Source organism: Chryseobacterium oryctis (assembly GCF_025971925.1).
GTDB lineage: Bacteria > Bacteroidota > Bacteroidia > Flavobacteriales > Weeksellaceae > Chryseobacterium > Chryseobacterium oryctis.
The window spans coordinates 650,688-663,684 of sequence record NZ_JAPDHV010000002.1 but is presented as its reverse complement, the minus strand read 5'-3'; the positions used below and the strand labels follow the sequence as shown (position 1 = coordinate 663,684).

The following is a 12,997-nucleotide window of genomic DNA, read 5'->3' as shown; positions in this document are numbered from 1 at the left end:
ATAATTTATGCAGACAATTCTTACAGACTTTTATACTTTAGAATTATACGAACAGGCAGAAAACGGAGGTTTTATTGCCAATATTAATTTGAATAAAAACCATGATATTTTCAAGGGTCATTTTCCAGGAAATCCGGTAACTCCAGGTGTTTGTATGATGCAGATTGTAAAAGAACTTACAGAAGAATTCACAGGCAAGAAACTATTTCTAAAAACGGCTTCAAACGTAAAATTCATGGCAATTATCAATCCTTTTGAAACTCCTGCTTTAAAGCTTCAACTGGATATAAATGAAAATGAAGATGAAATAAAAGTAAAAAATACAACTTCTTTTGGCGAGACAATTGCATTAAAAATGTCAGTAAACTATAAAAAATTGGCATAATGAAACTGCTTTTATCATTCTTAACAGCTTTTTTTATATTCTTTCAATCAGATTTAGACGAATTGAGAAACAGCTATGCAAAAGCAAATCTGTCTAATGCAAATACACAAGCTTTTATTAATATAGCAGAGAAACAATCTGGTTCTGATGTTATCATAACGGGATACAAAGCTGCCGCTCAAATCATGGAAGCCAAAATAACTAAAGGAAACAGAAAAGCTTTAGTAAAAACAGGTGCAACCAATCTTGAAAATATTATCAAATCAAATCCTAATAATATTGAATTGAGATTGATAAGATTAAGTGTGCAGGAAAATATTCCGAAAATTGTAGGGTACAATAAAAACCTTAAAGAAGATAAAACTTTCATTCTTAACAATTACGGAAAACAAAATACAGCCTTAAAAAACTATATTAAAAGATTTGCAGCCCAATCTAAAACCATTACGGCTGAAGAAAGAGCGACATTAAAATAAAACAATGACCATTCCCGAAGTACAAAATGCAATTTCTGAAAAGAAAATCTGCATTTTAATACCTACTTACAATAATGAAAAAACTCTGAAAAGAGTAATTGATGGTATATTACAGTATACCGAAAATATTATTGTGATAAATGATGGTTCTACAGACTCTACTTCACAGATTTTAGCTCAATATCCTCAGATTGAGGTTATGAGTTTACCGGAGAACAAAGGAAAGGGAAATGGTCTGAAAATAGGTTTCAGAAAAGCTAAAAAGTCAGGATACAATTATGCCATAACAATTGATTCTGACGGACAACATTATCCTGATGACATTCCTGTATTTGTAGAGGCTTTACTCAATGAAAAGGAAGATGTTTTATTAATCGGAAACCGAAATATGTCACAAGACGGAATTCCTAAAAAAAGCAGTTTTGGAAACCGTTTTTCTAATTTTTGGTTTTGGTTTGAAACGGGAATAAAACTGGAAGATACACAATCTGGTTATAGACTTTATCCGCTACATAAAATTCCAAAAAAATATTTTACTCCAAAATTCGAATTTGAGATTGAAATTATTGTAAGAACAGCATGGAGACACGTTTTTGTAAAGAATGTTCCTATAAAAGTTTTATATGACCCTGCAGAAAGAGTTTCTCATTTCAGGCCTTTCAAAGATTTTACGAGAATCAGTATTTTGAATACAATTTTAGTAACGATTACTCTTCTTTACATTATTCCGAGAAACTTCTTGAATAATTTCAAAAAAAAAAGCTTTAAAAAGTTTCTAAAAGAAGATGTTCTTGAAAGCGACGGAAGCAACAGAACCAAAGCTTTCTCTGTTGCATTGGGAGTATTTGTAGGTCTTTCTCCTTTTTGGGGATTTCACACTTTGATTGTGATTTCTCTCTCAGTCCTGTTTAAGTTAAATAAAGTTTTAGCTTTTGTAGCTTCAAATGTAAGTTTACCTCCATTTATTCCTTTCATTATTGCTGCTTCATTATTTTTGGGAGCTCCGTTTGTATCTGGTGACAGTAGTATTTTGAATCAGGAACTAAATTTTGAACTGATAAAAAACAATCTTCTTCAATATGTAATCGGAAGTGCTATTCTGGCAAGTACAATGTCTGTAATTTCAGGGATTTCTGTTTTCTTTTTTCTGAATAAAGTGAGTCCTGAAAATAGTTAACGAATCTTCTTCAAAACTTTCTTCAAATATTTCTCAACATTTTTTTTATCAGGAACAGTTGTAATTTCTTTAGTTAGAGCTTTTTCAAATTCAATTTTTGCTTTAGAATAATCTTTTCTATTGAAATAATATTTTCCAATCTGGTAATGAACTAACCAAAAATCAGGATTTAATCTCTTATAATGATTGATAAAATCCTCAGAAAGATTTTTACTTTCATCATCAATCGCTTCTTCCATCTGATGATTTAGTTTTTTATATTCCTCATAGTTTTTAAAATCCTGGGAATCAATAAAAGGGTCTTTCTCAATATTGAACTCAGATGTTGCAAAAACACCTGTTTTTAATCTTTTATCTGAAAAAATTTCGTTTAAATCATAACAAACAAATTCACCCAGCTGATACGGATTTGCAGAAACCCAAGCCATTTTTTTTTGAGGCGAAAAAATAACCGCATGATGTGCTAAAAGCTGATTAATAGCCTTTTCGTTTCCATAACCAATCTTCTCTCCTTTCAAGCCTGATTTATCTCTTAAAATAGCAGCCATTTTTTCGGGATTCAACTTTTTTTTCTCTTGTAAAAGTTCCTGCAATTTTTCATAACGATATTCGGAATGGCTTTCTATAATATGCTTTTGATTTCTTTTGTCTTTTTTGTAAGCATCGGACTGAAAATGATTGGTACAAAAAACTCTACTTGAATTTTCAACTTTATATACTCCGAAATTATCTGGGGAAGTTTCAATAATTACAGCGTTTTTATCATTTGCACTTCCTACCAAAATAGACTCTGACACAAAAACTTTTCTTTTTTTGGCAATGGCTATGGCTTCGTCTATATTTTTTGCATACTGTAAAATCTCTCTTGTCACCAAAGAAATTGGTGTTTTAGCAGTCAACGGAATTTTCGATTTTCCGGCGTTTATTGTCACAGTAATACCTTCTTTATTCATTCCGGAAACCACTCCAATCATTCCGGGCCAGCTTACAGACAAATAAGGAATCCCATTTTCTGGTTCTACAAATTCTACTAATTTATTCTTAGCAAAATCATCTCCAACGTAAAAATCAAAGTTTCTTCCTATCAGCAAATCTCCGTCTTCAGTATTTTCGTTCCAGACCGCAAGAGAAGTACAACCAACCATCATTAAATCCTGCATTGCGTGTCCAATATCATGCGCACCGTGCAGATACAGATTTCTTAAATATTTGGGTGCAACAAAATTATATTTATCCGAAGAATACTGAGATAAGCCATACAATTCCGCCTGATAATCTTCGCTAACGTTTAGATACATTTTTCTATTGTACCATTTCAGAAATCCTCTCAATAAGTTTTGCTTGAATTTTGAAGGGACAAAACCTTCTACTTTAGAAAAGAAAATCTCCTCTTGTTTCTGCATTAAACTTTGAGTTAAAGCTCCATTGTTATATCCTAATTGTAGAGGATTTCCTTTGATATAAAGCTCCCAAATTTGTTGCTTGTTTTTCGTTAAATAATTTTGATTAAAACTAAAAGTTGAATCATTAATTTTATTAACCTTCGGAATTTCAAGTGAATATTGAGTTACATCCGGAATATGCCTGATTGATTTTTGTATTCCGCAAGACGTAAGACCAAGAAGTAAAATAGCAAAAAGCAACAACTTCATGTCATTTCTGCGAAACGAAAAATCTTGTACAAATATTTTAGATTCTTCACTTCGTTTCACTTCGCTCCGAGTGGCAAAATAGAAATTACTTTTTTTCACCTGTATTTTTATTAATCATTTGTATCAATCTATCATCAATTACTTCTTTTCCTAAAATTTCAGAACAAGTATTAAAAGCACCAATCGTACATCCTAAAATACCATGCATATTCACAGATTGCCCCGTCAAAAAAAGATTATCAATTTTTGTTCGCGGCGAAACCATCGTTTTCAACGGATTTTCTGAACTTTTTAGATATCCATACATATTCCCTTCAAAACTCCCGATATAGTCGCGGTAAGATAATGGTGAAGATGTATATACAGCTTTTATTGATTCTCTTAAATTCGGTATTTTTTTCTCCAAAGCATCAATCATTTTTTCTGATTTTTCCGCTTTGAATTCTTCGTACAATTCTCCTCTTTTATATTCATCAGCCACTGTATTGAACGTTTCTTCCCATTCTTTAACCTCATCAAAATTCATATAAGAGATAGCCGTTAAACTTTCCGCAAACTCAGGGTACTGTTTTGATTGTGTAGAAGAAAGCATATAAGTTTCAGGCCATGTGTTTTTATTATAACAGTAGGCTTTCCAGACCATTTCTTCCGATGAAAAATGATAGATATTATAATTAAAATTAGGAATAGTTTGAGGTTTTAGCACCAAATAAACACTGAAACAAGAAGGAACAGGTTCCCAACTTAAAACACGATTCAAAAAAGATTTTTTCAACCTTTCTTCCCCGATTAATTTTACCGTAGAACGAATTTCTATATTCGAAATAAATTTATCTGCCCAATATTCGTCTCCGTTTTTTGTTTTTACAGATGTCAGTTTTTGATTTTCATTAAAGCTAAATTCAGAAACTTCTGTGCGCTTGTATACTTCAGCTCCATATTCACGAAGTTTTTTTATCAAAAGTTTTGAAATCTGGCTTCCTCCTTTCACACATTTATAAGCACTTTGTATGTATGAATTCACCGTCAAAGCATGAACATAAAATGGTACGTTTTCAGAATCTCCGGCGTATAGGAAATTGGAACCCAGTAAAACTGATTGTAGTTTTTTATCTGAAGTCAGCGATTCAATAAACCTTTTTGTATTTAAATGAAGAATTTCTTCATTATAATTATCTTTCCCAACCAGATTGTACCTAGGAAACTGACTGCAAACCCGCTGAATTTCTTCACAATAATCTTCCAGATTTTCTCTTTCCTCAGGAAAATATTTTGATAATTGCTCAACAAAATTTTCGTAACCCTGTGCGTGAGGATATTCAGTTTCATCATCTCCAAAAGTGATTTTGTCATATCCGTCCTCATCCATTTTTTTAAGTTCCAAATCGTCAATAATTTCAAGATAAGAAAAGTACTGATGAAGGTTTTGCCCTTTGGAAAGACCTCCCAAATAGTGAACCCCGGTATCAAAAATCAGCTTATCACGGGAAAATGTCTGCAAATTTCCTCCATACTGATTATTTTTTTCCAAAACACAAACCTTTAAGCCTTCTTTTGCTAAAATAAGAGCCGAAACGAGACCTCCCAATCCGCTACCGATTACAAGTATGTCAAATTTTCTTTTCAAAAGGAGAGAATTATGTTTTTTTCTGATTTTTGGAATCTATAAATAGCAAAGGCACTAAACTACACTTTACTTAAAACAACAATTTTAATTCCTCAACCAATTCAATGATTTTGAGTTCATTATTAGTTTAGTCTATAAAAGTAGGAAATTTAATCAATATCATCCCAAAAATCAAAGTAATTGAACCATTGAAGAGGATATTTTTTTATCATGGTTTCAAGATTTCGGGTGTAAGAGTTTAAAAGTCCCTGAGCATCGCGTCTTTTCACGTTTTCTGCAACTCTTGCGTACAAATGATAATGAAGATTTTTCTCCTTCATTACATAAACATACACAACAGGAACACCCAATCTGGAGGCAATAAGGAAAGGACCAGCAGGAAATTTTGCACTTTTCCCGAGCAAATCTGCTTCAAGATATTTCGAGCCTTCGAAATAACGGTCACCCGTAAAGCAAATCAGTTCATTTTTAGACAAAGCTTCATTGATATCGAAAATATGCGACATATCGTCTTTTACGTAGATGAACTTAATGCTGCTTGTTTTTACAGAAACACTTTCCAAATATTCTTTAATAACAGTAACCTCCTGGTCTGTCGTAACTAAATTAATCTGACAATCAAAATCAATTTCGGCAAAAAAATGCTCTGCTATTTCAAAATTTCCGATATGAGCGCTGATGAGAACACCTCCTTTCTTCTCCTCCAAAAGATTTTTAAGGTTTTCCACTCCGTCAAATTCGTAGGTATATTTTTCTCTTAGTCCGGCAGAAATTGCTGTTTTATCAATCAAAACCGTTCCGAAGGTAAAATAGCTTTTAAATAATGAAATTTTTGTTTTCCAAAATCCGTAATTCAGTCTTTTTTGAAAATAATAAGTATAATATCTGTTGCTGTTTTTTTCGAACAAAAAATAGTATAAAGCAACAAAATAAAGAACAAAATATGAACTTCGGATTCCGATATTTCTAATGCACCAGACGAAAATTTTGTATCCTAAAATCGTCCCTTTAGATTTACCCTTCCACTTGTTCATAATTTCAATTTAGCAATGTATCAATTTAACAATTTGTCAAACTTTAGTGAGCATTGATAAACTGTTAAATTGGTATATTGTTAGTTTTTAAAGTAAAATTTCAATCAATAATTAAGCGTTTTTCTCAGCTATTTTATTTTCAATAGTTGTATAAAAATCATCAAAAGTGACCATTTTTTTAAAGTCTGCTTCCCCTAATTTCACTCCGAAATTAGATTCAATAACTACAACCATATCAATATAATCTAAGCTGTCTAGGCCTAACGTATTTTTTAAATTAGCCTCGTTGCTGATTTCATCTCCATCTACTTCAAACTCATTAACTAAAAAGTTGTTGACAATAGCAACAATTTTTTCCCTTTCCATGTTTTTAATCAAATTTTTTAACAATTAATGCAGAATTGGTTCCCCCAAATCCGAAAGAATTCGACAAAAATACATCAATTTTTTGATTTTTTGTGTGGGAGATTAAATTTATCTTTTTAGCATCTTCATCAGGATTTTCTAAATTGATATTAGGAGCAATGAAATCGTTTTGCATCATCAAAATTGAATAAATCACTTCACTTGCACCCGCCATCCAACATTCGTGTCCCGTCATCGATTTTGTGGAACTTACAGGAACTTCACCTCCAAAAATTTCATAAATAGCTTTTGCTTCGTTTGCATCACCAATTGGTGTAGAAGTTGCGTGAGCATTAATATAATCGATATCTTTAGCTGTTAATCCTGATTGTTTTAAAGCCCTGTCCATTGCCAAAGCCGGACCGTCAACATTTGGTGTAGAAATATGTCCTCCGTTTGAAGAAAAGCCATAACCAATAATTTCGGCTAAAATATTTGCTCCTCTTTTTTGGGCAGATTCTAAACTTTCAACAATTAAAGTTGCCGCTCCACCACTCGGAATCAAACCGTCTCTTCCTGCATCAAAAGGTCTTGACGCTTTTTCAGGTTCATTTTCCCTTACCGAAAAAACCCCTAAACCGTCAAAACTAGCCATTGAATATTTATTGGTTTCCTGAGCTCCACCGCAAACAATCATATCCTGAAACCCGTTTTTAATCATCATATAGGCCAATCCCAAAGAGTGCGACCCACTTGCACAAGCTGCACTAATAGTTAAATTAATTCCTCTTAATTTAAAAATTGTAGAAAGATTCATCGTAACCGTGGAATTCATCGATTTGAAAATCGCGCCTGAACCCATCAAGGTTGTATCTTTTTTCTCTCTGGCAATATCGATAGATTCTACAACAGCCTGAGAAACACTGTCGTTTCCGTATAAAATTCCGACCTCATTATTATCCAGATATTCTTGGTCAATATTAGCTTGTTTCAGAGCATCAAGCGTTGCGATATAGGCATATTCACTTTCTTCACCCATACTCACACGTTGTCTTCTGTTCAAAAGGTTTTTCAAATCAGGTTTTGGGACTACACCTGTAAGACCAGACCTGAAACCAAATTCTTTTCTTTCATCTACCAAAACAATCCCAGATTTTCCTTGAAATAAAGATTCTTTAACCTCTTCCAAAGAAGTTCCTATGCAGGAATAAATTCCCATCCCGGTAATTACAACCCTATTTTCCATTTGCAAAATAATGATTATGAGTAAATTCCGCCATTAATATTAATCACTTCACCTGTAATGTAAGAAGATTTTTTAGAGGCTAAAAAAGCAACTAAATCTGCTACTTCTTCTGCTTCCCCAAATCTGTTGGCAGGAATCATTGCTTTTAATTCTTCTTCATTAAATTCCTGAGTCATATCAGTTTTTATAAAACCTGGAGCAACTGCATTTACTGTGATATTTCTTTTGGCAACTTCCTGAGCAAGAGCTTTTGTAGCACCAACCACAGCTCCTTTAGCCGCAGAATAATTGGTTTGTCCAGCGGTTCCTTTCACTCCGGAAACAGAAACCATATTGATAATTCTCCCGTATTTATTTCGCAACAGCTTTTGAATAAAGAAGTTTGTTACGTTGAAAAAACCATTTAAACTTGTATTAATTACAGAGTTCCAATCTTCACTTTGCATCCACATAAACAATCCGTCTCTTGTGATTCCTGCATTATTTACAATTACCTCTACCACAGAATCAGGATTTTTTTCCTGCCACTCCGTTAAAACCTTTTGAGTTTCTTCTGCATTTCCTACATCGAATTTAAGAATCTCTCCCGTAGAACCCAATTCCTCAACTTTAGCCAACGTTTCCTTTGCTGCTACTTCGTTTGAAGTATAGTTTATAAGAATATGATAATTTTTTTCTTCCGCCAGTTTTATACAGATTGCTCTTCCGATTCCTCTAGAACCACCTGTTACAATTGCACATTTCATGTCTTAGTGTTAGTTTTTTAATTTCATCTTAATATTTGACACCGTAAAATGGTAATTTGTTACATTGTTTTCATGTAATTTTTCACCTGTTCCAAATACGGATACATCACCATATCATTTGAGAAAGCAGGAATAATTTTTCTTATTTCGTCATACAATTCTTTTGTAGGCGAAGACACTTTATCCTGAAACCCAAGATATTCTATAGCCTGAACAATTGTAATTGCTTCAATAGTTAATACTTCAAAAGCATTTTCAATTACTTTTCTGCAAATTACTGCAGCATTTGTCCCCATGCTCACAATATCCTGATTATCATTATTATTAGGAATACTGTGAATATACATTGGATTTGACAACATTTGGCTTTCTGCTGTTGTGGAAGTTGCTGTGAACTGAACTCCCTGCATTCCAAAATTGAATCCTAATTTACCTAAATTTACAAAAGGAGGCAAAATTTCGTTTATTTTAGCATTCAAAAGATAGTTCAATTGTCTTTCTGCCAACATCGTAAGTTTTGTAACAACTATTTTCAGCTTATCCATTTCCAAAGAAATGTAATCTCCGTGGAAATTTCCTCCGTGATAAACATGCTGGTCTTCAACATTAATAATAGGATTATCATTCGCTGAATTGATTTCATTTTCAAGCACTTTCTCAGTGTACTCCAACGTATCTAAAACAGGCCCTAAAATTTGCGGTACACATCTCAAAGAATAATATTCCTGAACTTTTTCTTTAAATACCTTTTCCTGCTCTTCAAAATGAGTATAAAGATGGTCTGCTCTTTTTCTGATTAATTTACTATCAGATAAATGTTCACGCATTTTTGCAGCTACTTTTTGCTGACCTTCATGTAATTTTGTTCCGTTTAAAGCTTCTGACAAATGATCGTCATAAGCCTGAACAATTTCATTAATAGCACAAGATAACTTAATTGAAATATCGGTTAGCTGATTGGCTTTGTATGCATTCACAATACCAATTCCCGACATTACAGAAGTTCCGTTCATTAGGGCCAAACCTTCACGAATCTCAACCTGAATAGGTTCCAAGCCTTCAATCTCAAAAACTTCTTTCGTTGATTTCCTTTCTCCTTTATAAAAAACTTCACCCTCTCCGATTAAAACTAAAGCTAAATGAGCCAATTGAACCAAATCTCCACTCGCGCCTACACCACCATGTTCAAAAATAAGTGGAGTAATATCTCTATTTATTAATTCCTTAAGTAAAAAAACAACAGAATTATGAACTCCGGAATTTCCAAGTGACAGTGTATTCAATCTTGCCAACATACAAGCCTTTACTTCTGTCGGAGGAAGAGGATTCCCAATGCCTGAAGAATGACTTCTAATTAAATTATATTGAAGCTGATGCGTATCTTCATCACTAATTTTGAATTGTGCCATTGGTCCGAAACCTGTGTTCACACCATAGATCACTTTATTCTTGGAAAATTCTTTTAAAAACTGAAAACTTGCATCTACTCTAGCAAGAAGTGTCTCGTCCAGTTCTATTTTCTCATTATTTATAATGATTTTTTGAAAATCTTTGAGTTCTAAAAAGTTATTTATTTTCATTTATTAAAAGTAATAAAGATAATTTTGTAATTATTGATTAATTGTCATTAATTTTGCGGCAAAGATAGAAGTTATTATTAAAATAAAAAATCAAAGATGAACAAAGAATTTGTTGATGTTCTCGTAATTGGTGCAGGACCTTCCGGATGTGTATCTTCTTCATACTTAAAGAAAAACAACATCAACGTAAAGGTTGTCGAAAAAACTAAATTCCCCAGACTGGTTGTAGGCGAAAGCTTAATCCCAAGGGTAATGGATCACTTTGATGAAGCAGGTCTTTTTCCCGCTTTAGACAAAATGGGATTTGAAAAAAAATTAGGAGCACGTTTTCTGCGAGGTAATGAAGTTTGCATTTTTGATTTCAGTGATAAATTTGGAGAAGGATGGAATTGGACCTGGCAGGTTCCTAGAGCTGATTTTGATAATACTCTAGCTCAAGAAGTAATCAATAAAGGAATTGACCTTGAATTTGAAACAGAAGTTATCGGTATCAAATTTAATGGAACGGATTCTATCACAACTGTAAAAGACAAAACCGGAGAAACAAAAGAAATCCATGCGAAATTTGTAATTGATTCTAGTGGCTACGGAAGAGTTTTACCCCGTCTTTTAGACTTGGAAAAGCCATCAAAACTATCTCCACACTCCGCTATTTTCACTCATGTTGAAGATATCCACAGAGAGAAAGGCGTAGAAGGAACTCAGATTTCTTTCGATATCATTGAAACAGAAGTTTGGCTTTGGGTTATCCCTTTTTCAAACGGAAATACAAGTGTAGGGATTGTAGGACCAACAGAATACATTGATAAACTTTCTGAAAACGGAGATACAACGGCCGCTTTGAAAAAAGCGATTTCCCTTTCTGATTATTATGTAAAACGTTTCGGAGATATAGATTTTCTATTTGAACCAAGACATTTGAAAGACTATTCTTGCTCAGTGAAAAGCTTATTCGGAGACGGATTTGCTTTAACAGGGAATGCTTCGGAGTTTCTTGACCCTGTTTTCTCTTCAGGAATGGCTTTTGCAACAGAATCCGGCATGTTGGCTGCCAAACTGGCTCTAAGACAACTAAACGGAGAACAAATAGACTGGCAAAAAGAATATACAGATTATATCTTATACGGAGTTGATGTTTTCACTACTTATATAAAAGAATGGTATACAGGAAATCTTCAGGAGTTATTTTTTCATCAACCGGAAAATACTGAAGTAAAAAAGAAAATATGTGCTGTTTTAGCAGGATATGTCTGGAATAAAGAAAACCCTTTTGTAAAAAAACATGATACTGTAATAAAAAATCTTGCAAACCTCATCAAACTTGAAAAAGAACAACAGCAAGAGTAACCATAAAAACAAAACGGTCTGAAAATTTCAGACCGTTTTTATTTCTCTAATAAATATTTTATTTGACCTCTTTCTCAATTTTCAGAGCCAGAGTTTTTCCTGTTTTCGCAAAACCTTCGCCTATTCTCGTTTCATTATTAAAATTACTTCCCCATTGATCTCCCGGAGCTTCTACACTTTCTATTTCACACATTACTTTTTTTGTTTTATTTTCTATAAAAGTAAGCTGTGTAGTCACTTTTGCAGGTTGCTTCATAATTCCGGCATCCCAACCAGGAAAAAGCCATTTTACTTTCACTTGCAATGTATACACACTATTCCCTTTCTCTTGTAGAGCAGTATTAACTCCTTCTTTTGAAAGAACTTTATTAAATATTGTAATGAATTTAGGATTCCAAATCTCTTCTTTACTTCGTTCCCATTGTTTCTTCCAAATATCACCTCCTCCTGTTTTTTTATTAACCTCTTCAATTCTTCTGCTAACATATTCCGCCTCAGAATAATTTTCTTTCATAAGCTTCATATCAGCATAATCAAAAACAACATTTATGGTTTCAACTCCTTTTAAGAATTTCAAATCTCCACTTTGGATCTTAATTTTTTGAGCAATTGCTACTGTCGAGATCATAGCAAACATCAATAATAATAATTTTTTCATAGTTTTTATTTTTTATGATAGGGTAAATATAATCAGAAATTGAAAGCAAAAATGATTTTATTAATTCTTTACCGCCTTCTTAATCTCTACACCAAGTTTTCTTCCTGTAATTTCGTACGCTGCAGCTATTCTTCCGTATTCCCAATTAAAAACTTTATTTTCTTTTCTTCCTAATATTTTATCAGCACTCAACTTCATTATCACCTTATCTGGACTATCTGTTTCTACAAATAGTAAGTCTGCGGTTAATTTAGCCTCTTGAGAACCGATCATTCCGCCATACCAACCTGCATAAATCCACTTTGCATCAATAATTAGGGTATATTTTGCTTTAACATCATTTCTAAATGCAATAATTTTCTTTAATTTAGGATTTATACCTTTAAAGAAATATTCTAAATATTCTGAAGTCTTAAAGTTTCCCCATTGAAATGCCCAATTATCCCAAACTTTTTCACCTTTCCTAGTAATAATATCTGTTTTTCTACCTTCAAGATATTGTTCTTCTGTTAAATTTTTCTCCTGATAAACAGCATTATCGAACTTCAACTGAACATTAACTTCAGTTTGATCTTTCAGGAAATCAAAATTTCCTTGAACCAAATTGATTTGATTTTGAGCAAAAATTGTAGTAGTAATTGCCATACAAAAAAGCAAGAGTAATTTTTTCATAATTTCTATTATTTATTTTTAAATTTGAGAAAGTCAGTATTAGTATTCAGTT

Annotated in this window: 13 protein-coding genes; 4 read left to right on the top strand and 9 right to left on the bottom strand. The window is 32.8% G+C overall.

Annotation, left to right across the window (positions count from 1 at the left end; translation table 11 throughout):
- Nucleotides 1-7: 7 nt before the first annotated feature.
- Genes OH806_RS06870 through OH806_RS06860 form a run of 3 tightly spaced genes read left to right on the top strand, consistent with a single transcriptional unit; the run spans nt 8 to nt 2,038 of the window.
- Nucleotides 8-385, top strand: a complete 378-nt coding sequence (locus tag OH806_RS06870; RefSeq protein ID WP_264742929.1) for a 3-hydroxyacyl-ACP dehydratase — start codon at nt 8-10, stop codon at nt 383-385.
- On the top strand, nt 385-861 hold the full coding sequence (locus OH806_RS06865; protein WP_264742928.1) for a hypothetical protein: 477 nt from the start codon (nt 385-387) through the stop codon (nt 859-861). Before OH806_RS06870 ends, OH806_RS06865 begins: the two co-directional genes overlap by 1 nt.
- 4 nt (nt 862-865) lie before the next feature.
- On the top strand, nt 866-2,038 hold the full coding sequence (locus tag OH806_RS06860) for a DUF2062 domain-containing protein (protein WP_264742927.1): 1,173 nt from the start codon (nt 866-868) through the stop codon (nt 2,036-2,038).
- Here OH806_RS06860 and OH806_RS06855 read toward each other — a convergent pair.
- The 7 genes from OH806_RS06855 to OH806_RS06825 all read right to left on the bottom strand — a co-directional run bounded on the left by OH806_RS06855 (nt 2,035) and on the right by OH806_RS06825 (nt 10,268).
- On the bottom strand, nt 2,035-3,690 hold the full coding sequence (locus OH806_RS06855) for a C45 family autoproteolytic acyltransferase/hydolase (protein ID WP_264742982.1): 1,656 nt from the start codon (nt 3,688-3,690) through the stop codon (nt 2,035-2,037). The genes OH806_RS06860 and OH806_RS06855 overlap by 4 nt on opposite strands.
- 85 nt (nt 3,691-3,775) lie before the next feature.
- Nucleotides 3,776-5,317 carry a phytoene desaturase family protein gene (locus OH806_RS06850; protein WP_264742926.1) on the bottom strand — a complete coding sequence of 514 codons (1,542 nt, stop codon included), beginning with the start codon at nt 5,315-5,317 and terminating at the stop codon, nt 3,776-3,778.
- 149 nt (nt 5,318-5,466) lie between these two features.
- Nucleotides 5,467-6,351 (bottom strand): LpxL/LpxP family acyltransferase, encoded by an 885-nt coding sequence (locus OH806_RS06845; protein ID WP_264742925.1) that lies wholly within the window; start codon nt 6,349-6,351, stop codon nt 5,467-5,469.
- A 111-nt stretch (nt 6,352-6,462) separates the two neighbouring features.
- Nucleotides 6,463-6,717 carry an acyl carrier protein gene (locus OH806_RS06840; protein WP_264742924.1) on the bottom strand — a complete coding sequence of 85 codons (255 nt, stop codon included), beginning with the start codon at nt 6,715-6,717 and terminating at the stop codon, nt 6,463-6,465.
- 4 nt (nt 6,718-6,721) lie between these two features.
- The gene (locus OH806_RS06835) at nt 6,722-7,942 is read right to left on the bottom strand and encodes a beta-ketoacyl-[acyl-carrier-protein] synthase family protein (RefSeq protein WP_264742923.1); all 1,221 of its coding nucleotides are present in this window, start codon (nt 7,940-7,942) and stop codon (nt 6,722-6,724) included.
- A 14-nt stretch (nt 7,943-7,956) separates the two neighbouring features.
- A complete protein-coding gene (gene fabG / locus OH806_RS06830; protein ID WP_264742922.1) occupies nt 7,957-8,688 on the bottom strand; it encodes a 3-oxoacyl-ACP reductase FabG in 732 nt (243 codons plus the stop codon).
- A 59-nt stretch (nt 8,689-8,747) separates the two neighbouring features.
- On the bottom strand, nt 8,748-10,268 hold the full coding sequence (locus OH806_RS06825) for an HAL/PAL/TAL family ammonia-lyase (protein ID WP_264742921.1): 1,521 nt from the start codon (nt 10,266-10,268) through the stop codon (nt 8,748-8,750).
- A 96-nt stretch (nt 10,269-10,364) separates the two neighbouring features.
- Here OH806_RS06825 and OH806_RS06820 point away from each other — a divergent pair, with 96 nt between their 5' ends.
- Entirely contained in the window at nt 10,365-11,615 is a 1,251-nt protein-coding gene (locus tag OH806_RS06820; RefSeq protein WP_264742920.1) for an NAD(P)/FAD-dependent oxidoreductase, read from the top strand.
- Nucleotides 11,616-11,673: 58 nt separating this feature from the next.
- Here OH806_RS06820 and OH806_RS06815 read toward each other — a convergent pair whose 3' ends face one another.
- Together OH806_RS06815 and OH806_RS06810 are read right to left on the bottom strand one after the other, a co-directional pair.
- On the bottom strand, nt 11,674-12,273 hold the full coding sequence (locus OH806_RS06815) for a hypothetical protein (protein ID WP_264742919.1): 600 nt from the start codon (nt 12,271-12,273) through the stop codon (nt 11,674-11,676).
- Nucleotides 12,274-12,333: 60 nt separating this feature from the next.
- The gene (locus OH806_RS06810; protein WP_264742918.1) at nt 12,334-12,945 is read right to left on the bottom strand and encodes a hypothetical protein; all 612 of its coding nucleotides are present in this window, start codon (nt 12,943-12,945) and stop codon (nt 12,334-12,336) included.
- Between the last annotated feature and the right edge of the window lie 52 nt (nt 12,946-12,997).